Source organism: Pantoea sp. JV6, assembly GCF_025910055.1.
In the GTDB taxonomy this organism is placed as follows: domain Bacteria; phylum Pseudomonadota; class Gammaproteobacteria; order Enterobacterales; family Enterobacteriaceae; genus Pantoea; species Pantoea agglomerans.
On sequence record NZ_JAPCIM010000013.1, the window covers coordinates 380956 to 405225 of the forward strand.

The 24270-nt window shown below is 56.6% G+C and carries 18 protein-coding genes and 2 tRNA genes; 5 read left to right on the plus strand and 15 right to left on the minus strand.

Going from position 1 to position 24270, the window contains the following annotated elements; genetic code table 11:
* Positions 1–54: 54 nt before the first annotated feature.
* The 10 genes from infB to rlmE all read right to left on the minus strand — a co-directional run bounded on the left by infB (position 55) and on the right by rlmE (position 10676).
* Positions 55–2748: a translation initiation factor IF-2 gene (infB, locus tag OK412_RS15750; RefSeq protein WP_010251789.1), complete on the minus strand. Its 2694-nt coding sequence runs from the start codon at positions 2746–2748 to the stop codon at positions 55–57.
* 17 nt (positions 2749–2765) lie between these two features.
* On the minus strand, positions 2766–4253 hold the full coding sequence (nusA, locus tag OK412_RS15755) for a transcription termination factor NusA (RefSeq protein ID WP_010251792.1): 1488 nt from the start codon (positions 4251–4253) through the stop codon (positions 2766–2768).
* A 24-nt stretch (positions 4254–4277) separates the two neighbouring features.
* The gene (gene rimP, locus OK412_RS15760; RefSeq protein WP_010251795.1) at positions 4278–4730 is read right to left on the minus strand and encodes a ribosome maturation factor RimP; all 453 of its coding nucleotides are present in this window, start codon (positions 4728–4730) and stop codon (positions 4278–4280) included.
* Between the two features lie 212 nt (positions 4731–4942).
* Positions 4943–5019 (minus strand) — tRNA-Met (locus tag OK412_RS15765).
* A 59-nt stretch (positions 5020–5078) separates the two neighbouring features.
* Positions 5079–5165 (minus strand) — tRNA-Leu (locus tag OK412_RS15770).
* Between the two features lie 37 nt (positions 5166–5202).
* On the minus strand, positions 5203–5541 hold the full coding sequence (gene secG / locus OK412_RS15775) for a preprotein translocase subunit SecG (protein WP_010251798.1): 339 nt from the start codon (positions 5539–5541) through the stop codon (positions 5203–5205).
* A gap of 216 nt (positions 5542–5757) precedes the next feature.
* Positions 5758–7092: a phosphoglucosamine mutase gene (gene glmM / locus OK412_RS15780; protein ID WP_010251799.1), complete on the minus strand. Its 1335-nt coding sequence runs from the start codon at positions 7090–7092 to the stop codon at positions 5758–5760.
* Positions 7089–7928 (minus strand): dihydropteroate synthase, encoded by an 840-nt coding sequence (gene folP, locus OK412_RS15785; protein WP_264353343.1) that lies wholly within the window; start codon positions 7926–7928, stop codon positions 7089–7091. The genes glmM and folP overlap by 4 nt, the downstream gene beginning before the upstream one ends.
* 79 nt (positions 7929–8007) lie before the next feature.
* Positions 8008–9933 (minus strand): ATP-dependent zinc metalloprotease FtsH, encoded by a 1926-nt coding sequence (ftsH, locus tag OK412_RS15790; protein WP_010251805.1) that lies wholly within the window; start codon positions 9931–9933, stop codon positions 8008–8010.
* 113 nt (positions 9934–10046) lie between these two features.
* Positions 10047–10676, minus strand: coding sequence for a 23S rRNA (uridine(2552)-2'-O)-methyltransferase RlmE (rlmE, locus tag OK412_RS15795; protein WP_010251807.1), 630 nt, complete (start codon positions 10674–10676; stop codon positions 10047–10049).
* 127 nt (positions 10677–10803) lie between these two features.
* On the opposite strand from rlmE, the gene yhbY reads away from it, so the two are divergent.
* Entirely contained in the window at positions 10804–11097 is a 294-nt protein-coding gene (gene yhbY, locus OK412_RS15800; RefSeq protein WP_010251809.1) for a ribosome assembly RNA-binding protein YhbY, read from the plus strand.
* A 106-nt stretch (positions 11098–11203) separates the two neighbouring features.
* On the opposite strand, the gene greA is transcribed toward yhbY, so the two are convergent.
* Positions 11204–11680, minus strand: a complete 477-nt coding sequence (gene greA, locus OK412_RS15805; protein ID WP_010251811.1) for a transcription elongation factor GreA — start codon at positions 11678–11680, stop codon at positions 11204–11206.
* 249 nt (positions 11681–11929) lie between these two features.
* Between greA and dacB the strand changes: the two genes are divergently transcribed.
* Positions 11930–13363 (plus strand): serine-type D-Ala-D-Ala carboxypeptidase, encoded by a 1434-nt coding sequence (dacB, locus tag OK412_RS15810; RefSeq protein WP_010251813.1) that lies wholly within the window; start codon positions 11930–11932, stop codon positions 13361–13363.
* Between the two features lie 63 nt (positions 13364–13426).
* On the opposite strand, the gene OK412_RS15815 is transcribed toward dacB, so the two are convergent.
* On the minus strand, positions 13427–15694 hold the full coding sequence (locus OK412_RS15815) for a TonB-dependent siderophore receptor (RefSeq protein WP_122889210.1): 2268 nt from the start codon (positions 15692–15694) through the stop codon (positions 13427–13429).
* 250 nt (positions 15695–15944) lie between these two features.
* Here OK412_RS15815 and fes point away from each other — a divergent pair, with 250 nt between their 5' ends.
* From fes to OK412_RS15830, 3 genes are all read left to right on the plus strand, one after another.
* Positions 15945–17150: an enterochelin esterase gene (gene fes, locus OK412_RS15820; RefSeq protein WP_157353482.1), complete on the plus strand. Its 1206-nt coding sequence runs from the start codon at positions 15945–15947 to the stop codon at positions 17148–17150.
* A gap of 99 nt (positions 17151–17249) precedes the next feature.
* On the plus strand, positions 17250–17468 hold the full coding sequence (locus OK412_RS15825) for an MbtH family protein (RefSeq protein ID WP_029519500.1): 219 nt from the start codon (positions 17250–17252) through the stop codon (positions 17466–17468).
* Complete coding sequence (locus OK412_RS15830; protein WP_264353344.1) at positions 17461–21390, plus strand: enterobactin synthase subunit F; 3930 nt, start codon at positions 17461–17463, stop codon at positions 21388–21390. The genes OK412_RS15825 and OK412_RS15830 overlap by 8 nt, the downstream gene beginning before the upstream one ends.
* Before the next feature lie 43 nt (positions 21391–21433).
* Here the strand turns inward: OK412_RS15830 and OK412_RS15835 are convergent, their stop codons facing one another.
* The 3 genes from OK412_RS15835 to fepD are packed head-to-tail and all read right to left on the minus strand — an operon-like array spanning position 21434 to position 24188.
* A complete protein-coding gene (locus OK412_RS15835) occupies positions 21434–22225 on the minus strand; it encodes an ATP-binding cassette domain-containing protein (RefSeq protein WP_264353345.1) in 792 nt (263 codons plus the stop codon).
* A complete protein-coding gene (fepG, locus tag OK412_RS15840) occupies positions 22222–23202 on the minus strand; it encodes an iron-enterobactin ABC transporter permease (protein WP_124889628.1) in 981 nt (326 codons plus the stop codon). The genes OK412_RS15835 and fepG overlap by 4 nt, the downstream gene beginning before the upstream one ends.
* Positions 23199–24188 carry a Fe(3+)-siderophore ABC transporter permease gene (fepD, locus tag OK412_RS15845; RefSeq protein ID WP_072171285.1) on the minus strand — a complete coding sequence of 330 codons (990 nt, stop codon included), beginning with the start codon at positions 24186–24188 and terminating at the stop codon, positions 23199–23201. The genes fepG and fepD overlap by 4 nt, the downstream gene beginning before the upstream one ends.
* Positions 24189–24270: the final 82 nt, after the last annotated feature.

A 24270-nucleotide genomic window follows, 5' to 3' on the forward strand; every position in this document is an offset into this window, starting at 1 on the left:
CCAAATAATTCGGGAGGCCAGAGGCCTCCCAAATTGCAACACATCAGCAGTCTATTACTCGATGGTGCGTTTAATTTCGATGATTTCAAACACTTCGATCATATCGCCAACGCGAACGTCGTTGTAGTTCTTCACGCCGATACCGCACTCCATGCCGTTACGCACTTCGTTGACGTCATCTTTAAAGCGACGCAGAGATTCCAGCTCGCCTTCGTAAATTACCACGTTGTCGCGCAGGACACGGATTGGATTGTGACGCTTGATGTTACCTTCCGTCACCATACAACCGGCAATCGCGCCAAACTTCGGTGATTTGAACACATCGCGCACCGCAGCCAGACCGATGATCTGCTGTTTGTACTCTGGTGCCAGCATGCCGCTCATCGCCGCTTTAACTTCGTCAATCAGGTTATAGATGACAGAGTAGTAGCGCAGATCCAGGCTTTCTGCGTCAATGACGCGACGCGCAGAGGCATCGGCACGGACGTTGAAGCCAAGGAGGATGGCGTTAGAGGCAGCAGCCAGGGTCGCATCGGTTTCGGTAATCCCGCCCACGCCTGAACCCACAATCTTCACCTTCACTTCGTCGGTGGAGAGTTTCTGCAGGGAGTCGGAGATTGCTTCCACAGAACCCTGAACGTCAGCTTTCAGAACGATGTTCAGTTCAGACACTTCGCCTTCGGTCATGTTAGCAAACATGTTCTCGAGCTTAGATTTCTGCTGGCGAGCCAGTTTAACTTCGCGGAATTTGCCCTGACGATAGAGCGCAACTTCACGTGCTTTCTTCTCGTCACGTACCACGGTCGCTTCATCACCCGCAGCCGGCACGCCGGACAGGCCCAGAATCTCAACCGGGATAGATGGACCCGCTTCCATGACTTCGCGACCCAGTTCGTCACGCATTGCACGAACACGGCCATATTCGAAACCACAAAGAACGATGTCGCCTTTGTTCAGCGTACCTTCACGTACCAGCACGGTGGCAACCGGACCACGACCTTTGTCGAGGAACGATTCGATCACCACGCCACTCGCCATACCTTCACGGATAGCGGTCAGCTCCAGCACTTCCGCCTGCAGCAGGATAGCGTTTAACAGGTCATCAATGCCGGTACCCGCTTTCGCAGAGACATTAACGAACATGTTTTCGCCGCCCCACTCTTCCGGAATGATACCGTACTGAGTCAGTTCGTTTTTAACACGATCCGGATCCGCTTCTGGCTTATCGCACTTGTTCACTGCAACCACAACCGGCACTTTAGCGGCTTTGGCGTGCTGAATAGCTTCGACAGTCTGTGGCATCACGCCATCGTCTGCTGCAACCACCAGGATAACGATATCGGTCGCCTGCGCACCACGTGCACGCATCGCGGTAAACGCGGCGTGGCCCGGGGTATCCAGGAAGGTAACCATACCGTTGTCGGTTTCAACGTGGTAAGCACCGATGTGCTGAGTAATACCGCCCGCTTCGCCAGAGGCGATTTTAGTGGAACGGATATAGTCCAGCAGGGACGTTTTACCGTGGTCGACGTGGCCCATGATGGTGACAACCGGAGCACGAGACTCCTGCGCAGCATCAGTATCACGATCGTCCATTACCGCTTCTTCCAGCTCGTTCTCACGACGCAGGGTCACTTTGTGGCCCATCTCTTCGGCAACGAGCTGTGCAGTTTCCTGGTCGATGACCTGGTTGATGGTCGCCATGGCGCCCATTCTCATCATCGCTTTAATGACCAGAGAACCTTTCACCGCCATTTTGTTAGCCAGTTCGGCTACGGTGATAGTTTCGCCAATCACAACATCGCGGTTAACGGCCTGCGCTGGCTTGTTGAAGCCCTGCTGCAGTGCGCTAGGTTTGCGATGCTTGCCGCCTTTACCACCACGAACCTGCGCACGCGCTTCTTCACGGTCAGTTTTGGCTTCAGAGTGTTTGTTGCCTTTTTTCGCCGGACGCGCAGCTTTAGCCGTAGTACGCGCACGCGCACGACCTGCTTCAACCTGACGGTCGTTTTCGTCTTCCGCCTGACGGGCATGGGTCGAAGTGGTGACGTGATAGTCGCCTTTATCCTCTTCTTCCGGTTTTTCCCATTCAGCTGATTTCTCTTCAGCCAGACGGCGGGCTTCTTCTGCTACGAGGCGGGCAGCCTCTTCAAGCTTACGGCGGGCTTCTTCTTCAGCTTTACGCTTCAGTTCGGCAGCTTCAGCTTCGCGACGGGCTTTGTCTGATTGCGCAGCCCTGGTCACTTCGTCGGTAGGTTGATTTGTCACTTTTTCATTTTCCGCTGCTGCACGTTTGGCCTTGTCAGCGGCTTCGCGCCTGGCTTTATCTTCGGCTTCACGTTGCGCTTTCTGTTCAGCTTCGCGACGGGCTTTTTCTTCAGCCTCGCGTTGCGCCTGCTCTTCCGCTTCACGCTGCGCCTCGGCTTCAGCTTCTGCCTGAGCTTGCTCAGCCTCTGCATCACCCTTCACATAGGTACGCTTTTTGCGGACTTCAATTTGCACCGACTTACTTTTACCCCCGGTGCCTGGAATATTCAAGGTGCTGCGCGTTTTACGCTGCAGCGTCAGCTTAGCTGAACCGACCTGACCGTGTTCACGGTTCAGATGAGATAGTAAGGTTTCTTTCTCTTGCTGGGTCACCGCGTCATTTTCAGACTTAGGGATCCCCGCATCAGCAAATTGCTGTACCAGGCGATCGACCGGAGTCTGAATTTCTGCGGCCAGCGATTTTACGGTTACATCTGTCATGCTGTTCCTTCCTGTTATTACGCGTCATCGCCGAACCAGCAGATATTACGTGCGGCCATAATCAGCGCGCCGGCTTGTTCATCAGACATGCCTTCAATATCCGTCAGATCGTCAACACCTTGCTCAGCGAGATCTTCCAGCGTGCAAACGCCTTTCGACGCCAGGCGGAACGCCAGCGCACGATCGAGGCCTTCAAGATTCAGAAGATCCTCAGCGGGCTCCTGATTTCCAAGACTCTCTTCTTTCGCCAGTGCCAGGGTGGTTAACGCATTTTTTGCTCGTTCACGCAGGGCTTCAATGGTCTCTTCGTCGAGGCCGTCGACTTCCAGCAGCTCGTTGATTGGCACGTATGCCAGCTCTTCCAGCGAGGAGAAGCCCTCTTCCACCAGTACGGTGGCGAACTCTTCGTCGATGTCGAGATGTTTAGTGAACATATCGATCGCTGCATGTGCTTCAGCCTGATGCTTAGCCTGCAGATCATCGACGGTCATCACGTTCAGCTCCCAGCCACTCAGCTGTGAAGCGAGACGCACGTTTTGGCCGTTACGGCCGATCGCCTGAGCCAGATTGCCAGCTTCTACGGCGATATCCATGGTGTGGTTATCTTCATCAACCACGATTGACGCCACATCGGCCGGAGCCATGGCGTTAATAACAAACTGCGCCGGGTTATCGTCCCACAGCACGATATCGATACGCTCGCCGCCCAGTTCACTGGAAACTGCCTGAACACGCGCGCCGCGCATGCCCACACAGGCACCCACCGGATCAATACGTTTGTCGTTGGTTTTGACTGCAATTTTAGCGCGCGAACCCGGATCACGGGCAGCGGCTTTAATTTCAATCAGTTCTTCGCCAATTTCTGGCACCTCGATGCGGAACAGTTCAATCAGCATTTCTGGTTTAGAACGCGTCACGAACAGTTGCGCGCCACGCGCTTCCGGACGTACAGAGTAGAGTACGCCACGAATACGGTCGCCTGGACGGAAGTTTTCACGCGGCAGCATATCTTCGCGCAGAATCACCGCTTCGGCATTGCTGCCTAAGTCGAGGGAGATGTTGTCGCGGTTAACTTTCTTCACCACGCCCGTGATAATTTCGCCTTCCTGCTCACGGAACTGATCAACCACCATTGCGCGCTCAGCTTCGCGCACTTTTTGCACGATAACCTGCTTAGCGGTCTGGGTGGTGATACGGTCAAAGGTGACCGATTCAATCTGATCTTCGACATATTCGCCCAGATTGAATGCTTCATCTTCGAAGCGGGCCGCATCCAGCGTGATCTCGCGCGTCGGCTGTGTCACCTCTTCTACGATTTCCCAGCGGCGGAAAGTATCGAAATCGCCACTGCGGCGATCAATGCTGACGCGTACCTCAATTTCCTGCTCGTACTTTTTCTTGGTCGCAGTCGCCAGCGCGCTCTCCAGCGCTTCGAAGATTTTCTCACGCGGCAGGGCTTTTTCGTTAGAAACGGCTTCTACAACAGCTAAGATCTCTTTGTTCATCCTGGTTAGCCTCAATCCGGACTTTTAAAAGTGGGGGACCAGGTTCGCTTTCTGAATATTACTCAGTGCGAACACTTCATCGCTACCCTCAACGTGCACCGTGATCATCTCGCCATCAACTGACTTAATGGTTCCCTGCCATTTACGGCGGTTCTGCACGGCCATACGCAACACCAGACTCACTTCTTCACCCATAAAGCGGGTGTAGTGTTCTGCAGTGAACAGAGGACGATCGAGTCCCGGTGAAGAGACTTCTAGGTTGTAAGGGACCGTAATGGGATCTTCAACATCCATTACCGCACTTACCTGGTGGCTGACATCGGCGCAATCATCGACATTGATGCCATCTTCACTATCAATATAGATGCGCAGGATAGATGTGCGACTACGAACGAATTCAATTCCAACCAGTTCGTAACCCAGCGCTTCTACGGGAGCCGATACCAACTCTGTCAATTTTTGCTCTAATGTGGACAAGCCCACCCCCAAGACATAAAAAAAGGGCCTATAGCCCAGTATTACGATTCGCTAATAACAAAAAACCCCGAATATTCGGGGCTTTTAATCACTGGACCCTGTATGCCGCAATGCGGCCCGGACTCCATCCAAAGAATTTTCTTTCAAAAAATAACCGTGAATGCGTCCGTCGATGCATACAGTATATTTGAAAAAGAACTCAAAGGGAAAATTGGTTGCGGGGGCCGGATTTGAACCGACGACCTTCGGGTTATGAGCCCGACGAGCTACCAGGCTGCTCCACCCCGCGTCCGAAAACGTGGCGAATAATACGCCAGACCTGCATAAAATGCAAGGGATACTGCTATTTGGTACCGAGGACGGGACTTGAACCCGTAAGCCCAATCGGGCACTACCACCTCAAGGTAGCGTGTCTACCAATTCCACCACCACGGCACTGCACTGACCACAACGATTCGTTGTGCTGACGACCTTACTTAGGAATATCGCTGCCCGGCGTTACCGGTTGAGCTGGCTTTTCAGTCTGTTGAGAAGACTGCGCCGGCGCAGAAAGATTTTCCCACTCGCTTCCTTTAGACGCTTTATTGCTGTTCAGATTACCCAGAACCAGGCTGATGATGAAAAACAGCGCTGCTAAGATGCCGGTTGTACGAGTCATGAAGTTACCTGAACCCGAAGAACCAAACACCGTACCGGATGCGCCTGCACCGAATGAGGCTCCCATATCAGCGCCTTTGCCTTGCTGCAGCATGATCATACCCACGAGGGCGATAGCTACAATAAGGAAAACTACTAAAAGAGCTTGGTACATATCATCCTGTTCCTTGCACGGTAATCGTACAGTTAAAGCTTCAACCAGTATTGATGGGGAGTCTCGTCATCACCCATCAGAAGCGGGTGTGAATACTAACCAAAGGCGCATATCTCTGCAAGTGCAATTTTTACTACCCCTACTGTTTGCAGAAAAAAACGCCATCCCGGTGATTTTACAGGCAGTTCAGCACCCTGCAGACCGCCTGTTACGGTTTTAAACGGCCTTGACCTGGTCGGCGATGCGATTCGCCAGTTCGGTAACCTGCGCCTCATTTTCGCCTTCGACCATGACACGAATCAATGGCTCAGTCCCTGATTTACGCAGCAGAACGCGTCCGCGACCCGCCAGCGCTTTTTCCACTTCGGCCGTGACAGCTTTTACCGCGTCACTCTGAAGCGGATCATGTTCGCCCGCAAAGCGTACGTTAACCAGGACCTGCGGCAGCATCTTCATGCCACTACAGAGATCGTGCAGGCTCATGTGGTTACGCACCATCGCAGTGAGCACTTGCAAACTTGCAACGATACCGTCACCGGTTGTGGTTTTATCCAGCAGGATCACATGACCGGAGTTCTCTGCACCGAGACGCCAGCCCTTCTCCTGCATCTTCTCCAGTACATAACGGTCACCGACTTTGGCACGGGTAAACGGAATGCCAAGCTGTTTCAGCGCTAACTCCAGCCCCATGTTACTCATCAGCGTACCCACGACGCCGCCGCGAAGCTGTCCCTGACGCAGGGCTTCACGCGCAATGATGTAAAGAATCTGGTCGCCATCAACTTTGTCACCCAGATGGTCAATCATCATGATGCGATCGCCGTCACCGTCGTAGGCCAGACCGATATCGGCCTTCTCCGCCAGCACGCGCTGCTGCAGCAGCTTGAGGTCGGTGGCACCGCACTCTTTGTTGATGTTCATGCCGTCTGGCTGGACACCGATAGCAATCACCGTCGCGCCCAGTTCACGCAATACATTCGGCGCAATATGGTAGGTGGCGCCATTGGCGCAGTCGACCACAATTTTCAGGCCATTCAGATTCAGTTCGCTGGGGAAAGTCCCTTTGCAGAACTCAATGTAACGCCCTGCTGCATCCACAATACGGCTGGCACGACCTAGCTGCGCTGATTCAACGCAGGTAATCGGCTTTTCCATCTCCAGCTCAATCGCCTCTTCGACGTCATCGGGCAGTTTGGTGCCCTCGGATGAGAAGAATTTAATTCCGTTGTCGTCAAACGGGTTATGTGACGCTGAAATCACAATGCCCGCCTCTGCGCGGAAAGTACGGGTCAGATAGGCGATGGCTGGTGTCGGCATCGGGCCGGTAAAGGCGGCCGTCAGGCCTGCTGCGGCGAGACCAGCTTCCAGCGCGGACTCCAGCATATAGCCAGAGATACGGGTATCTTTACCGATGATGATCTTCTTTGAACCGTGGCGCGCCAGCACTTTACCTGCAGCCCAGCCCAGCTTCAGGACGAAATCGGGGGTGATGGGTGCTTCACCGACTTTGCCACGAATGCCGTCTGTACCGAAATATTTACGATTACTCATGATACTCCTTTTGCTCTTCGGGTCGCTTCGACCACGCGCATCGCTTCAGCCGTCTCTTTTACATCATGGGCGCGAATAATCTGCGCGCCCTGCATAGCAGCAATCACCGCGCAACTCAGGCTGCCGGTTAAACGCTGTGACGGGCCGACGTTTAACAGCTGGCCAATCATCGATTTACGCGACATCCCCACTAACAGCGGCAGGCCGAAGTGGTGAAAATCGCCAAGATGAGCCAGCAGTTCATAATTGTGGCTGAGATTTTTACCGAAACCGAAGCCCGGGTCGAGTATCAGACGCTCTTTTTTCATGCCCGCTGCTTCGCAGCGCGCTATCTGCTGAGCGAAGTAAGTGTCCACTTCGCTTAAAATATTTTCGTAAACCGGTGCCTGCTGCATGGTGCGCGGTTCGCCCTGCATATGCATTAAACAGACGGGCAGCCCGGTCGAGGCGGCGGCTTCCCGTGCTCCGGGTTCAGAAAGCGAACGCACGTCGTTAATGATGTGAGCACCCACTCGCGCGGCTTCCCGGATGACATCAGCTTTAGAGGTGTCCACTGAAATCCAGACTTCGAAACGCTGGGCAATGGCATCAATGACCGGAATCACCCGCTCCAGCTCCTCCTCCACACTCACTTCATCCGCGCCAGGACGGGTTGATTCCCCACCCACATCGATGATGGTTGCGCCTGCATTGACCATCTCATTGGTATGCGTCAGCGCATCGACCAGCGCGTTATGCTTTCCACCATCTGAAAAGGAGTCCGGCGTGACGTTAAGAATGCCCATCACATGTGGAAAAGATAAATCGAGATGGGAATCACGGGCGAACAACTTCATAGCGGAAACTCCTTGCTGATCAATATCTGGATGTAAAAAACCCCGGACCAGCCGGGGTTTTGTCTGACGATGTTGCGTCTTATTTGTTGTACTGCTCTGACATGGTATTGCCTGGGTTTGGCGTACGCGGTTCATCAACCGGACGTGGCGCCTTTGGCGTACCGTTGCTGTCTGAGTTGCTGCCTGGATCTTCCCAGCCCGCTGGCGGACGCACTTCGCGGCGTGCCATCAGGTCGTCGATCTGCGGTGCATCAATGGTTTCATACTTCATCAGCGCGTCTTTCATCGCGTGAAGGATGTCCATGTTCTCACCCAGAATCTGACGAGCACGCTGGTAGTTGCTGTCGATCAGGTGCTTAACTTCCTGGTCGATGATGCGGGCCGTTTCATCAGACATATGTTTCGCTTTCGCGACAGAACGTCCGAGGAACACTTCACCCTCTTCTTCTGCATAGAGCAACGGACCCAGTTTTTCAGAGAAGCCCCACTGCGTTACCATGTTACGCGCCAGATTGGTCGCAACTTTAATATCGTTGGACGCACCGGTAGAAACACGTTCTGCACCGTAGATGATCTCTTCTGCCAGACGACCGCCGTAAAGCGTTGAGATCTGGCTTTCCAGTTTCTGACGGCTGGCGCTGATCGCGTCGCCTTCAGGCAGGAAGAAGGTCACACCCAGTGCGCGACCGCGCGGGATAATCGTTACTTTATGAACCGGGTCATGCTCTGGCACCAGGCGACCAATAATGGCGTGGCCTGCTTCGTGGTAGGCAGTTGACTCTTTCTGCGATTCCGTCATCACCATGGAGCGACGTTCCGCACCCATCATGATTTTGTCTTTCGCTTTCTCGAACTCTACCATCGAAACCACACGCTTGTTTGAACGGGCCGCGAACAGCGCTGCTTCGTTAACAAGGTTGGCCAGATCGGCACCCGAGAAGCCTGGCGTACCACGTGCAATGATTGCTGCATCAACATCAGTTGCCAGCGGCACACGACGCATATGCACTTTCAGGATCTGCTCACGACCGCGAACATCTGGCAGGCCAACTACAACCTGACGGTCAAAGCGACCTGGACGCAGCAGCGCAGGGTCCAGTACGTCAGGACGGTTAGTTGCGGCGATAACAATAATACCTTCGTTACCTTCGAAACCATCCATCTCAACCAGCATCTGGTTCAGCGTCTGCTCACGTTCGTCATGTCCACCGCCTAAACCGGCGCCACGCTGACGACCGACTGCGTCGATCTCATCGATAAAGATGATGCACGGAGCCGCTTTTTTGGCCTGTTCGAACATGTCACGCACACGGGATGCACCGACACCGACAAACATTTCCACAAAGTCAGAACCGGAGATGGTAAAGAAAGGCACCTTCGCTTCGCCGGCAATCGCTTTTGCCAGCAAGGTTTTACCGGTACCCGGTGGCCCCACCATCAGAACGCCTTTTGGAATCTTACCGCCCAGCTTCTGGAAACGGCTTGGCTCACGCAGATATTCCACCAGCTCAGCAACTTCATCTTTCGCTTCGTCACAACCTGCTACGTCGGCGAAAGTGGTTTTAATCTGGTCTTCCGTCAACATGCGGGCTTTGCTCTTGCCGAAGGACATCGCGCCCTTACCGCCGCCGCCCTGCATCTGACGCATAAAGAAGATCCACACACCGATCAGCAGCAACATCGGGAACCACGAAATGAAGATTGAAGCCAGCAGGCTTGGTTCTTCCGGCGGTTCGCCAACCACTTTGACGTTTTTGGTCAAGAGGTTATCGAGCAACTTGGGATCGTTGACAGGAATGTAGGTCGTGTATTTATTGCTGTCTTTTTTAACGACGTTAATTTCACGCCCGTTAATACGTGCCTCGCGGACCTGATCCTGGTTCACTTCCGACAGGAAGGTTGAATAATCAACCCGACGGCCATTCGACTCGCTGGGCCCAAAGCTCTGGAATACTGACATCAGCACGACCGCGATGACTAACCAGAGAATCAGGTTTTTCGCCATGTCACTCAAGGGATTAACCTCATATTACAACGGTGTTAACAGATAGCGTAGGGTACTATAGATCCCGCATACATGGAATCGCAGCAAAACTGCGGACTTCTCCAGCAATTTGGTTATAGTTTGCGCCCAGTCGCCACAATATACACTTCACGTGAACGTGAACGTGAAGCGTCCGGCTTACGAATTTTCACTTTCGTAAACAGGGAGCGAATTTCCCGCAGGTATTCATCGAAGCCATCTCCCTGAAACACTTTCACTACAAAACTGCCGCCAGGTGCCAGGATATCCCGACACATCTCCAGCGCCAGCTCGACTAAATACATCGACCGGGGAATATCTACGGCAGGTGTACCACTCATATTCGGCGCCATATCGGACATGACAACCTGAACTTTTTGATCGCCAACGCGTTCAAGCAGCGCATTGACCACCGATTCTTCACGAAAATCGCCCTGAAGGAAATCGACACCGACTATCGGATCCATTGGCAGGATATCACAGGCAATGACTCGCCCTTTGTTCCCAATTTGCTGTACCACATATTGCGACCAGCCTCCGGGTGCAGCCCCCAGATCTACCACGGTCATGCCGGGTTTGAAAAGCTTGTCACCCTGTTGTATTTCATCAAGTTTAAACCAGGCGCGCGAACGCAACCCTTTTTTATGCGCCTGGAGCACATATTTATCGCTAAAGTGTTCCTGAAGCCAGCGGCCGGAGCTGGCCGAACGCTTTTTACCCGTCATAATATTTCCAACTAAATCGTCATCGTAGCGATAAACCTGCACGCAATGGGTTGCGTCGATTTGGTGATATACCCGAGATGGCGGTAGAATGAACCGTTTTCAATCCCTGAGTAAGTAAAAAACTACGATGAATCTAAGTACCAAACAAAAACAGCACCTCAAGGGCCTCGCCCATCCGCTCAAGCCAGTGGTTATGCTGGGTGGCAATGGCCTGACTGAAGGCGTGCTGGCCGAAATCGAGCAGGCTCTGTCGCATCACGAACTGATCAAGGTAAAAATCGCCTCGGAAGATCGTGAAACGAAGCAGCTGATCGTTGAGGCTATCGTGCGTGAGACCGGTGCCAGCAACGTACAGGTGATCGGCAAAACGCTGGTGCTGTATCGCCCCTCTAAAGAGAGCAAAATTTCTCTGCCACGCTAAGTGGGCAAAGAAAGTGACATGCTCTTACCTCAGATAAAAGGCCGCAATGCGGCCTTTTTCCTTTCTTTACATTGTGCTTTAACGCTTTTCAAAGCGTAGCAACATCTTAAAGGTATTCCACCTTCAGGATTTCATACTCAACGTCGCCGCCCGGGGTTTTCACGATAGCCACGTCATCGGCCTCTTTACCCACCAGGCCACGCGCCATCGGCGAATTGACCGAAATCAGATTTTGCTTAAAGTCCGCTTCGTCATCGCCCACAATGCGATACGTGGCTTCTTCGTCGGTTTCGACGTTCAGCACGGTAACGGTTGCACCGAAAATCACGCGTCCGGTTTTCGGCATCTGAGTGACGTCGATAACCTGCGCATTGGAGAGTTTGGCTTCAATCTCCTGAATACGGCCTTCGCAAAAACCCTGCTCTTCACGCGCAGCGTGATATTCCGCGTTCTCTTTTAAATCGCCATGTTCGCGTGCATCAGCGATAGAGGCGATAATGCGCGGGCGCTTCACGGTTTTCAGCTCGTTCAGCTCTTCGCGCAATCTTTCAGCGCCTCTTAACGTCATCGGAATCTGATTCATTTAAGCTCCTCGCCATCTTTCCTGTTTAACGATGTCATCCTGACCGGTGACTGCAGAAAAAAGCGTTCTGCGGCGCATTAGCCCGTTTTTGCAAATAAAAGAATCCTGACCCGGAGATGCTTCCAGGCCAGAAAAGAGTTTTGCAATTTGATACGTATTTTACCCCAGAGTTCCCTGCGGGTCATCGTTTACTTTGCACCGTCCAGCGACGTAGTATTGACGCCCTCACCTGCCAGTTACCGCGAGATTATGCGATTTTCACGACTTGTTACCGGATTAAGCTGCGCATTTATGCTGCAGGCACACGCAGCGCCAGTTGATGAATACATGCAGTACCTGCCAGACGGCGCCAATCTGGCGCTGATGGTACAAAAAGTAGGCGCATCAACACCGATTATTGATTATCACGGAAAACAGATGGCCCTGCCCGCCAGTACCATGAAAGTGGTGACGGCGCTGGCAGCATTGCTGGAGCTGGGTGGCGACTTCCGTTTTCAGACCACTTTTGAGACTCGCGGCGCCATTATCGATGGCACCCTGAACGGCGATTTAGTTGCACGTTTCGGCGGTGATCCCACCTTAAGCCGTCAGGATCTGCGCAACATGGTGGCGGCGATAAAGAAGCAGGGCATTAACCATATCAAAGGCAATCTGGTTATCGACACCTCCGTTTTTGCCAGTCACGATATGGCGCCGGGCTGGCCGTGGAACGATATGACCCAGTGCTTCAGTGCTCCGCCGGGTGCGGCAATCGTTGATAAAAACTGCTTCTCGGTTTCGCTCTACAGTGCTAATACGCCGGGTGAGAATGCCTTTGTACGTATCGCCTCCTATTATCCGGCGCATATGTACAGCCAGGTGCGCACCATTGGCCGCAACAGCGGCGAAGGGCAATATTGCGAGCTGGATGTGGTGCCGGGCGAGCTGAACCGCTACACCCTCACGGGCTGTATGCGCCAGCGCGCGGAACCGCTGCCGCTGGCATTTGCGGTGCAGGATGGCGCGGCCTGGGCTGGCGAAATCCTCAAGGCGGAACTGCGGTCGTCTGAGATTGACTACAGCGGGCATCTGGTGCGACAGACGCAGGTCACCGAACCGGGTACCGTGCTGGCATCGACCCAGTCCGCGCCGCTGCATACGCTGCTGCACACCATGCTGAAGAAGTCAGACAACATGATTGCCGACACGGTGTTTCGCACCATTGGTCATCACTACTTCAATGTGCCCGGCACGTTCCGCGCCGGACAGGATGCCGTTCGCCGCATCCTGAAAGCCAAAGCCAATGTCGACATGGGTAATAGCATTCAGGTGGATGGTTCAGGTCTCTCCCGCCATGACCTGATTTCGCCGCAAACCATGATGCAGGTATTGCAGTTCATTGCGAAGAATGACAACACGCTGGATTATATTTCGATGCTGCCGCTGGCAGGTTACGACGGCACGCTGCAGTATCGCGGCGGGCTGCATGAGGCGGGGCTGGATGGCAAAGTCTCGGCGAAAACCGGTTCACTGCAGGGCGTCTATAACCTGGCGGGCTTTATTACCACCTCCAGTGGTGCGCGGGTGGCATTCGTTCAGTTCCTTTCCGGTTATGCGGTCCCGCCTGAAGATCAGCGTACCCGCCGTATTCCGCTGGTGCGATTTGAGAGCCGTCTCTACCGCGATATCAATCAGAACAACTGATTATTCAGTCATGAAAAAAGCGCAGCGGTCAGGTCAACCGCTGCGCTTTTTATTGCCCGTCCATCAGAAGCGGGTATTCACGCTCATATACCAGGTGCGGCCCGACTCGTTAAAGGTATTGGCCCCTGCGCCATAGAGCCACGCTCCGGTGGTGGCATTGCCGGTGGTCTGCGCGTTGCCCTGACGGAAATGGCGCTTGTCGAACAGGTTGTCGATACCCACGGTGACGCTGGCATATTTATTAACGTCATAGGTGCCGCTCATGCCCACAACCGAATAGGGGCTCACCTGATCGGTGGCGCTACCGGTAACGGCGTTACCTTTATAGTCATATTTCTTCGGTACCTGTTTACCGTACCAGGTCAGGGTCGTTTGCAGGGAGAGGTCCTGCATCGCCTGCCAGCTCAGCGTCGAATTGAGCGTATATTCCGGAATAATCGACAGACGATCGCCGGTCTCTTTATTCTTACTCTGCAGCATGTAAGTGAAGTTATTGTTCCACGTTACGCTGTCGGAGAACGGGACATTGACCGTGCCTTCCAGCCCCTCGACGACCGCTTTCGGCACATTTTCCCATTTGTAGATGTCGGTTTTGCCGTTAGATGCGGTGCCGGTTGGCGCCGTGCCAGCCTCGATCTTGTTACGGTAGTCGTTGCGGAACCAGGTCAGGCCCGCCTGGTAGCCGTCGCGCTTCCATTCGACCCCAATCTCTTTATTGATGCTGTTTTCCGCTTTCAGATCGTCATTACCCATCAGATAACAGGCACCGGCACTGGCGGCACAGCCCTGACCGTTGCTGTAGAGCAGATAGTTCGGGTTGGTCTGATAGAGGCTCGGGGCTTTATAGGCGCGCGCAATGCCCATTTTCAGGGTGAACTCATCGCCTAATCCCTGTGACAGGTTGAGCGACGGACTCCAGTTATCGCCGACAATCGAATGGTGATCGAAGCGCAGGCCCGGCGTCAGCATGGTGCTATCGGTCAGCTCAATATTGTCTTCGGCAAACAGCGAGAAGATTTCCGCCTGTGAATAGGGTGTGCGGCCGGTCGTAGCGATACCGGGAATCGACCCGTAGCTGGCGGCCTGCGTCGTTGATGAAGGATCCTTCATCCGCTGCTGATTCCATTCCGTCCCGAAAGTCGCGGTCTGGTTCACCAGCCATTCAAACGGCACACTGATCTCACTGTGCAACAACACATCATCCAGCTGGATGGTATTGAAGTTGCTGTTGGCGAAGATGCCTTCGGTGCCGCCCGCCAGCCCCTCATTCAGACGCGCGTTGCGGGTATTCTCATATTGCGCGTAGGTATTGGTGCTGATGCCATTATCCCAGGCACCGGTCCACTTAACAGAAAAGTTCTGCCGATAGAGCCGGTTGGTCTCTTCACCATATTTGCTTTTCACCAGGGCATTGGTATTGGTGTTCTGCGTGTCCCCGGCATAGAGGTTGCCCTGACGACTGTAACCGGCCCCCACTTCCAGCGTCTGCATCGGCGCAAATGCCCAGCGCAGCAGGCCATGAATATCTTTGTTGATCGAGCCTTCCCGGCCCGCCGGGTACGATCCGGCGTAACTGCCGGTGCGGTCTGCGGCGTGCCCTTCATTAATGTCGTAAGCATCAGCCTGCGTTTTTGCCAGTCCGCCATAGAGCCGGAAACTGACATCATCGCCCAGTGGCCCTTCAAGGCTGAAGTTGGTGCGACGGGTCGCGCCCTCCTCCTTGTGTTCCGGCACGTTGTAATAGGCGCTCCATGAGCCGTGCCACTGATTATCCATCTCTTTTTTGGTGATGATGTTCACCACGCCGCCCGCTGCACCGTTACCGTAACGGGCCGCTGCCGGACCGCGGATCACCTCAATGCGATCAATGATCTCTGGCGGCACCCAGTTGGTGTCGCCGCGCGTATCACGCTCGCCACGCCAGCCAAGCCGAACCGCGTTGCGGCTGGTCACCGGCAATCCATCGATCAGAATCAGGGTATTTTCCGGCCCCATGCCGCGGATATCGATCTGGCGATTGTTTCCGCGCTGGCCGCTGGTGGAGTTACCGGTCAGATTGACGCCAGGCATGGTGCGAATAATTTCGGCGACATCGCGTGCGGGTGGATGTTTTTTAATTTCGTCGGCGGTGATGGTCGACACGCCAGGTGCCTGCAACGTCTGCTCGGCGGCGGTCACCATCATGGTGTCGTCGTGGAGGGTATCGGAGGTGCTGCTGTCGATAGCCGGTTCGCGGGTGGCTTCAGCAGCCACGGCACCGGCAGAAATGAGAGAGGCGGTGAAACCCAGTTCAATCATAATGGCTAACGAAAGCCGGGATAACTTTTTCATTTTTCTGTTCCTGGAGTGCCGGCGAGGATGCCACTGCCGGCGTGCCGGTAAAAAAGTAATAACCTTGCCTGCAACGTTTTCCCCTTGTCGCCGGGCCAGCGTCAGAACCGCTTTGCATCAGTCTGAAAGCCGGTGCGGCAGAGAGGATGCGCGCACTCCCTGTCGGGCGGAAACACCCTATTGCAAATGCAAATAATTATCAATACTATTATTCATAACATGCATGACCCTAATCAAGGGTGATCGAAAGATGGCGCGTATGACGTGGTTAAATGAAGAAACCGGCAGTGAACGCTGGTGGCAACAGCAGCAGCAACGGGGCATTCCTCTGGTTGAAGCTGGCGAAAAGGGAACCTGTCAGGTCACCTTTTTCTGGCGCGATCCCCAGGGTGACACGCAGCGCTCCGATACCCGGCGCGTCTGGATCAATATTACCGGCGTAACCGATCATCATCATTCAGCGGTCCCCTCCTCATTAACGCCTGTTCCCGATACCGATGTCTGGTGGTGGCAAACCGCTCTGCCCGCTGACTGGCGCGGCAGCTACTGCCTGATTCCTGATAGTCAGGAAGAGACTTTTACCGGGCAGGCCGATATGCAGTCAGTGCGCCAGTGGTGGAGTCAGAAATTCCCGCAGGCGCAAAGCGATCCGCTGAATCCTCTGCGAAGCTGGGCGGGTGGACGCGGAATGAGGGTCTCGCCACTGCACCTGCCACACGCGCCGGATCAGCAGGTGTGGCGTGCGGTTGATGAGGGCCGTGCCGCCGATATTCCGCTGCAACACTATTTGTGGCGCAGCGAACGGCTGGGGAACCAGCGTCAGATCTGGATCTCTGTTACCGGAGACGCCAGTGCAGGCGATCGTCCGCTGGTACTGCTGCTGGATGGTCAGTTCTGGGCACAGAACATGCCGGTTGCCGGCCCGCTTCAGCAACTGACAGAGGCGGGCGAACTGCCCCCTGCGGTCTATGTCATGATCGACATCATCGACCGCGAACACCGCACGCGTGAGCTGACCTGTAACCCTGACTTCTGGCTGGCGATTCAGCACGAGCTGTTGCCGCAGGTTCAGCGCTGGGCGCCGTTTCGTGCCGACAGCACGCTGGTAGCGGGACAAAGTTTTGGCGGCCTTTCTGCCGCTTACGCCACCCTGACCTGGCCGGAAACCTTTGCTGGGGCGATCAGCCTCTCCGGGTCGTTCTGGTGGCCCGCGCGCGGCGATCCCAATGGCTGGCTGCCACAGCAGTTACAACAGGGCTTACTGCAGGCCCCCCCTCGCCGCTTCTACCTGGAAGCGGGACGACGCGAACGGCTGATTCTGGCAGCAAACCAGCAGTTTCAGCACGATCTGACCGCTGCCGGACATCAGGTCAGCTATCACCCGGTCGAAGGTGGTCACGATGCGCTGTGCTGGCGCGGCGGACTGCTGGCAGGCCTTAAAGCCATATGGCAATAGCCCTAACCCGCTTATATTCCGCCTTCTGCGCGCCACTGAAAGATATCTATGCAGGACAGCGGCGTTAGCGCGCCCGGTGACTGCGGACAGGAGACCGACATGCAACAACTTAACCCTTTCGACGATCCGCAACAGGATTGTCAGGTGCTGAAGAACGATCAGCAGCAGTACAGCTTATGGCCCGCCTTTTGTGCGGTTCCGGCAGGATGGCAGCCGGTGTTTGGTCCCGGGCCACAGGCTGACTGTCTGAGCTGGCTGAATGAAAACTGGCACGATATCCGTCCGGTTATGACGCAGGACAGAGGCGAAAATGTCTGAGATCACCCTCAACCCGCAGACAGAACAAAAAACGCTGCCGCTGGTGGCCGCTCAGCCCGGAATCTGGATCGCTGACCAGCTATCGCCCTATTCCAATGCTTACGCCGTGGCGCATTTTGTCGAACTGCGCGGTGCGCTGAACAGCGCGCTGTTATCACGGGCCATAATTGCTGGCATGCAGGAAGCGGACACACTGAATATGGCCTTTGGCGAGCTGGAGGGTGAACCGCTACAGTGGCCTGAACCCCAGGCTTTCCGCGAGCCTGAGGTGGTCGATCTGCGCGACGCCGCCGATCCGGAGGCCACAGCACGTGCGCTGATGCAGCAGGATATGACCGGCGATCTGCGGGTGCTGAGCGGCGCGCCGCTCTACCATCACAGCCTGTTTCGGCTGGATGAGGATCACTGGTACTGGTATCAGCGATACCATCATCTGGTGGTCGATGGTTTTAGTTTCACCGCCCTGACCCGCCGTATCGCCAATCTCTACAGCGCCTGGCAGCGCGGCGACACGCCGGAGCCAAGCCCGTTCGTGCCGTTCAGCGACGTCGTTGATGAATATCAGCGCTATCAGCAATCTTCGGGCTGGCAGCGCGATCGCCAGTTCTGGCTGGAGAAAGGGGTGCAGTTACCTGCGCCCGCCTCGTTGTCCGCTCTGCCGCTGGCCGGTCAGAGCGCCAGTACCGACCTGCTGCGCCACACGTTTGCCGTGGATCGCGACACGTTTCAGGCTTTGCTGACGCACACCGGGCAGCAAAACCTCAGCGCCGCAGATACCGCCTTTGCGCTGGTGGCCTTATGGCTGGCGCGCCTCACCGGCCAGCATGCGTTCGCCGCCGGTTTCATCTTTATGCGCCGCATCGGCTCGGCCGCGCTCTGCGCCACCGGTCCGGTGATTAACGTGCTGCCAATGGCGGTGCATTACGATCCGGCACAGCCGCTGACGGCACTGGCCGGGCGTCTGGCGGGCGAAGTAAAAAAAATGCGTCGTCATCAGCGTTACGACGCTGAACAGGTGCAGCGCGATCTGGGTCGCTCCGGCGACAGCGATCCGCTCTATGGGCCGGTAATCAACCTGAAGATGTTTGATTACCAGCTCGATTTCGCTGGCATCAAAGGCATAACCCATCAGCTGGCGTCAGGACCGGTACGCGATCTGGAGATTGCTATCTACCTCAGCGAACAGGGCGACCTGACGCTGGAGTTACTCGCTAATGCACAGCGCTACAGCGACACAACGCTAAAGCAACACGCCAGCCGCTTTGGCCTGCTGCTTCAGCAGCTTGCCGTCCGGCCAGCCAGTGCCTGTGGCGAGCTGGATATGCTGATGCCGGAAGAGCATCAGCAGCTCGCGGCGATCAACCAGACTGCCGTAATGCTGCCTGCAGAAACCCTGAGCAGCCTGCTGCTCCGTCAGGCACAGCGTTCGCCGCGCGCTCCGGCACTGGCAGATGAGGGGCATCAGCTTGACTATCAACAGATGCAGCAGCAGGTCGCCGCGCTGGGGCAACAGTTGATTGCGCAGGGAGTGACGCCGGGTGATATCGTCGCCGTAGCGCTGCCGCGTTCGGTCTTTTTATCGCTGGCGCTGCAGGCGATCGTCAGCGTGGGGGCAACCTGGCTGCCGCTTGATACCGGCTACCCGGACGATCGGTTACAGATGATGCTGGAAGATGCCGCGCCGAAAACGCTGATCACCTGTCGTGAACTGGCCGAGCGGCTGGCGGCACTCTCACCCGTCACGCCGCTGTTTTACGACGCGCTGTTAACACCCGTTGATAGCGTGCTGATGCAGGCCCCGCGTCCACAGGATGGCGCATACATCATCTATACCTCCGGCTCGACCGGCCGGCCAAAAGGGGTGCTGGTCAGTCATGAGGCGATCGTCAACCGTCTGTTATGGATGCAGGATCGCTATCCGCTCGGCAGCGATGATGTGGTGTTGCAGAAAACCCCGAGCAGCTTTGATGTTTCGGTATGGGAGTTCTTCTGGCCGCTTATCGTCGGCGCACGGCTGGTGATGGCTCCGCCCGATGCTCATCGCGACCCGGACGCGCTGCAGCAGCTGTTTGCCCGCTACCGCGTGACCACCACCCATTTTGTTCCGTCGATGCTGGCTGCTTTTGTCGCTTCGCTGCAGGAAGGTGACGCGATAGCGCGCTGCGCCACCCTGCGCCGGGTTTTCTGTAGCGGCGAAGCGCTGCCCGCAGAGTTATCGCGCCAGTGGCAGGCGCTGACCCGTGTGCCCTTGCATAATCTTTATGGCCCGACCGAAGCGGCGGTTGATGTCAGCTACTATCCGGCCTTTGGCCCGGAGCTGGCGGCCGTCGAAGGGGCCAGCGTGCCGATTGGCTTCCCGGTCTGGAACACCGGCTTACGGATTCTGGATGCGCGTCTGCAGCCGGTGCCACCGGGCGTGGCTGGCGATCTCTATCTGACCGGCGTGCAGCTGGCACATGGCTATCTTGATCGTCCCGACCTTACTGCCAGCCGGTTTGTCGCCGATCCGTGGGGACACGGCTCCCGGATGTACCGCACCGGTGATGTGGCGCGCTGGCTGCCGGATGGTGCGGTGGAGTATCTGGGCCGCAGCGACGATCAGCTTAAAATTCGCGGACAGCGTATCGAGCTGAACGAGATCGACCACGCCATGGCTGCGCTACCTGGCATTGAGCAGGCCGTCACACATGCGGTGGTGCTGGGGAGCAGCAGCGATCAGCAGGGCGATGCCCGCCAGCTGGTCGGCTATGTGGTGGCTGATGGCCCGATCGATACCGACGCAATGCGTCAGACTCTGGCCACACAGTTACCGGCGCATATGGTGCCGGTGGCGATTGTTCAGCTGGCGGCGTTACCGCTCAGCAGCAACGGTAAACTGGATCGCAAAGCGCTGCCGCTGCCGCAAACGCAGGCAGCGCTGGCTGGTCGCGCGCCGCATCCCGGACTCGAAACGACACTGGCACAGGCGTTTGCCAGGCTGCTGGAGTGCGAACCGGTGAGCGCCCAGGATGATTTCTTCTCGCTGGGCGGTCACTCGCTGCTGGCGATGCGGCTGGCAGCACAGCTGCGCCGGACGCTGAATCAGCCTGTGTCAGTGGGCCAGATTATGGTGGCATCCACGGTAGAAAAGCTGGCGGCACTGCTCAGCAGCGAGCCCGCGGATGTGGCTCGCGCCGGATTTGAAGCGGTATTACCCTTGCGACGCAGCACTGGCCCGACGCTGTTCTGCTTCCATCCCGCCTCCGGTTTTGCCTGGCAATTCAGCGTGTTGCAGCGCTATCTGGATGCACGCTGGTCGCTACTCGGCATTCAGTCACCCCACACCGCCAGCCCGCTGAACCAGGCGCAGCACCTTGACGCGGTGTGTGAGGCGCATCTGGCGACGGTGCGTCAGCAGCAACCACAGGGGCCTTACTATTTCCTGGGCTACTCGCTGGGCGGCACGCTGGCGCAGGGTATCGCCGCGCGGCTGGAGGCCGAAGGTGAAACTGTTGCCTTCCTTGGACTGCTGGATACCTGGCCGCCGGAGACGCAGAACTGGGATGAACGACGCGGTGAAAACGTGCTGGATCCGGCGGTGCTGGAAGAGGTTAATCGTGAGCGCGAGCAGTTTATCGCTGCGCAGCGGCAGCAGGCCGGTGAAGGAATGGAGGCACTGTTTACCACCATTGAAGCCAACTACGCCAGTTCGGTGCGCCTGCTGGCAACAGCGCGCAGTGCCCGTTTCACCGGACACGCAACCCTGTTCCTGGCGGAACAGACGCAGCAGCCCGGTCAGGATGCGCGCCGCGCCTGGGCGCCCTATGTCGGCGAGCTGACTATCTGGCCGCTGGACTGTGCGCACGTCGAGATCATCTCACCGCGCATGTTCGAACAGATTGGGCCACGACTGCAGCAGTGCCTGGCGTCGCTGAATCCCTGAACCGTTCTGACTTTGCGCTTTCTTCGGGTGGAGAAAGCGCAGGTCAGCCTCTTCCCAGCGGCACAATCATCGGCATACCGGCCACCGGATCGTTAATGATGATGCAGCGCAGGCCGTAGATCGCTTCTATCAGTTCCGGCGTAACGATCTCCGCCGGTTTCCCTTCGGCAATAATTTTCCCGTCTCGCATCGCAATCAGGTGGCTGGCATAGCGGCACGCCTGATTGAGATCGTGCAGCACCACCACCAGCGTACGGCCATGCTGCTGATTGAGATCCTGCATTAATTCCAGCAACTCAATCTGATGGGCGATGTCGAGCCAGGTGGTCGGTTCATCCAGCAGCAACAGTGGCGTCTGCTGAGCCAGCACCATCGCAATCCACACCCGCTGCCGCTGGCCGCCAGAGAGCGTATCAACCTGCTGCTGCGCCAAATCTGCCACGCCAGTAGCCTGCATTGCCTGCTGAACAGCCGTCTCATCTTCCTGTCGCCAGCGACCAAACAGCGACTGGTGCGGATAACGCCCGCGCGCGACCAGTTCGCTGACGCTGATGCCCGCTGGTGCATTCGAGCTTTGCGGTAGCAGACCCAGCCGACGCGCCACCTCTTTGGTAGCGTAGTGAGCAATCGCATTGCCATCCAGCAGCACCTGGCCTTTCAGGGGCGAGACCAGGCGGCTTAAGGTACGCAGCAGCGTCGACTTTCCACAGGCGTTGGGGCCAATAATAACGGTCAGTTCACCGTCGGGGATCGCGACGGTGAGATTCTCCGCCACGATTTTTTTGTCGTACCCCAGCGTCAGCGCGTCGCCCTGCAAACGTGTTTTCACTGTCATTGGCGTCGCGCCTCCCGTACCAGTAAAGCAATCAGATAGAGTCCGCCCAGGCTAACCGTGATGACGCCAACCGGCAGCTGATAAGGCAGGAAAAAGTGCTGCGCGGCGTAATCCGCGGCGGTTAACAGCAGCGCGCCGCACAAGGCAGCCAGCGGCAGCGCGCCTTTGATACCGCCACATAGCCGACGAGCAATCTGCGGTGCCAGCAGCGCAATAAAGGAGACAGGACCGACCAGCGCGGTAGAGGCGGCGGTGAGGATCACGCCCGTCAGCATCAGCAAAACGCGGCTGCGTTCAACCGGTACGCCCAGCGCGCAGGCGGTGTCGTCACCCATCTCCAGCAGACGCATGCGCCGGGCCAGCATGCTTGTCGCCAGCAGCGCCAGCAGCAGCACGATAATCACCGGCGTCGTTTTCGCCCAGGTAATGCCGTTGAGTGAACCGGCGCTCCAGAGCCCGGCGCTCAGTGCCGCCTCCAGTGAGGCGCTGATAATCAGCCAGCTGTTCAGCGCCATCAGCAGCGCCCGCACGCTGATGCCCACAATGATCAGACGAAAGGTCTCCACGCCGTTGCGCCAGCTGAACAGCCAGACCACGCCCGCCGTGAGCAGTCCGCCAAGCAGTGCCGCCAGCGTCATGCCCTCCATGTTTTGCTGGAACAGCACCAGTGCCACCAGGACGCCGCTGTAAGCGCCGGTATTGAAACCCAGAATATCGGGGCTGCCCAGCGGGTTGCGCAGCAGCGACTGAAAAATTGCCCCGCTGACGCCCAGTGCCGCACCAATCAGCAGCGCCATCATGACACGCGGCAGTCGCCACTCCAGTACAATCAGCTGTATGTTACGCGCCGCCTCGCCGTTGATAAGGGCCCACAACTGGCTGGCGGAGATCGGTAAGGTGCCGCGCGTAATGCTCAGAAAGGTCAGCACCCCGCAGGCCACCAGCAGCATCAGCGCATTAATCATCACCCGTTTCATAGCTGCCCTCTTCCCGACTTGCGGCGCACCAGCACAATCAGCATCGGCGCGCCCAGTATGGCCGTGACAATCGACACGCGCAGTTCGCCCGGTACCAGCAGCCGTCCCAGAATATCGGCGGCCAGCAGCAAACAGGGGGTGATAAGAAGGGTTCCGGGCAGCATCCAGCGATGATCGTTACCCAGCAGCCAGCGGGCCAGATGTGGCGTCATTAAGCCGACAAAAGCGATGGGGCCGACAGCGGCTGTCGCCGCCCCACTCAGCAGAGCAATAGCCAGTAATCCCACCAGCTGGGTACGCATCACCCGGGTACCCAGCGCGGTCGCCATATCACCGCCCATACTCAGGCTGTTGAGCGAACGCGCCAGCAGCAGCGCCAGCAGGCTACCGGCGACTACCGCCGGAAAGGTGGTGCGCAGAATGGCAAAATTGCGGATATCCAGCGAGCCACTGTGCCAGAAACGCAGATGATCGTAGATGTCAGGATTGAGCAGCGATAAACCAGAGGTTAACCCCTCCAGCACCGCGCCCAGCGCCACGCCTGCCAGCGTCAGACGCACCGGATTAACGCGGCCACCGCCCAGCGCACCGGTCAGCGCCACCAGCAGGGAGGCCAGCAGTGCGCCCGTAAAGGCAAAGCCAAGCCAGTCCGCGGGGGAATCGGCGCCAGACAGGGCGATGCCCAGCACCACCGCAAAGCCTGCACCGGCGTTGATACCGAGAATGCCGGGATCGGCCAGCGGATTGCGCGTCAGGCTCTGCATCAGCGCGCCCGCCAGACCTAAACTGATCCCGGCCAGCAGACCCGCCAGGGTGCGCGGCAGTCGGGCATCGCGCACGATGACACAATCGACGCGGTTACAGTCGCTGAATAAGGCCTGCGTGACATCATGAAAGGGGATAGATTTGGCACCCAGCATCAGGCTGAGCGCGAGAAGCAACAACAGCAGCATCCCTGAACCTGCTATTGCACGAAGTTGACGCATAACGTTTAAACCTTCACCGATTCATTGAGATCGCAGCACGAGTCATTATGATAATGATACTTGTTATCGTTATTAGTGATTT

Coding starts and splice junctions, on each gene's coding strand:
- infB (WP_010251789.1), bottom strand. CDS start 2,748: ATGACAGATGTAACCGTAAAATCGCTGGCCGCAGAAATTCAGACTCCG.
- nusA (WP_010251792.1), bottom strand. CDS start 4,253: ATGAACAAAGAGATCTTAGCTGTTGTAGAAGCCGTTTCTAACGAAAAA.
- secG (WP_010251798.1), bottom strand. CDS start 5,541: ATGTACCAAGCTCTTTTAGTAGTTTTCCTTATTGTAGCTATCGCCCTC.
- glmM (WP_010251799.1), bottom strand. CDS start 7,092: ATGAGTAATCGTAAATATTTCGGTACAGACGGCATTCGTGGCAAAGTC.
- folP (WP_264353343.1), bottom strand. CDS start 7,928: ATGAAGTTGTTCGCCCGTGATTCCCATCTCGATTTATCTTTTCCACAT.
- ftsH (WP_010251805.1), bottom strand. CDS start 9,933: ATGGCGAAAAACCTGATTCTCTGGTTAGTCATCGCGGTCGTGCTGATG.
- rlmE (WP_010251807.1), bottom strand. CDS start 10,676: ATGACGGGTAAAAAGCGTTCGGCCAGCTCCGGCCGCTGGCTTCAGGAA.
- yhbY (WP_010251809.1), top strand. CDS start 10,804: ATGAATCTAAGTACCAAACAAAAACAGCACCTCAAGGGCCTCGCCCAT.
- greA (WP_010251811.1), bottom strand. CDS start 11,680: ATGAATCAGATTCCGATGACGTTAAGAGGCGCTGAAAGATTGCGCGAA.
- dacB (WP_010251813.1), top strand. CDS start 11,930: ATGCGATTTTCACGACTTGTTACCGGATTAAGCTGCGCATTTATGCTG.
- OK412_RS15815 (WP_122889210.1), bottom strand. CDS start 15,694: ATGAAAAAGTTATCCCGGCTTTCGTTAGCCATTATGATTGAACTGGGT.
- fes (WP_157353482.1), top strand. CDS start 15,945: ATGGCGCGTATGACGTGGTTAAATGAAGAAACCGGCAGTGAACGCTGG.
- OK412_RS15825 (WP_029519500.1), top strand. CDS start 17,250: ATGCAACAACTTAACCCTTTCGACGATCCGCAACAGGATTGTCAGGTG.
- OK412_RS15830 (WP_264353344.1), top strand. CDS start 17,461: ATGTCTGAGATCACCCTCAACCCGCAGACAGAACAAAAAACGCTGCCG.
- OK412_RS15835 (WP_264353345.1), bottom strand. CDS start 22,225: ATGACAGTGAAAACACGTTTGCAGGGCGACGCGCTGACGCTGGGGTAC.
- fepG (WP_124889628.1), bottom strand. CDS start 23,202: ATGAAACGGGTGATGATTAATGCGCTGATGCTGCTGGTGGCCTGCGGG.
- fepD (WP_072171285.1), bottom strand. CDS start 24,188: ATGCGTCAACTTCGTGCAATAGCAGGTTCAGGGATGCTGCTGTTGTTG.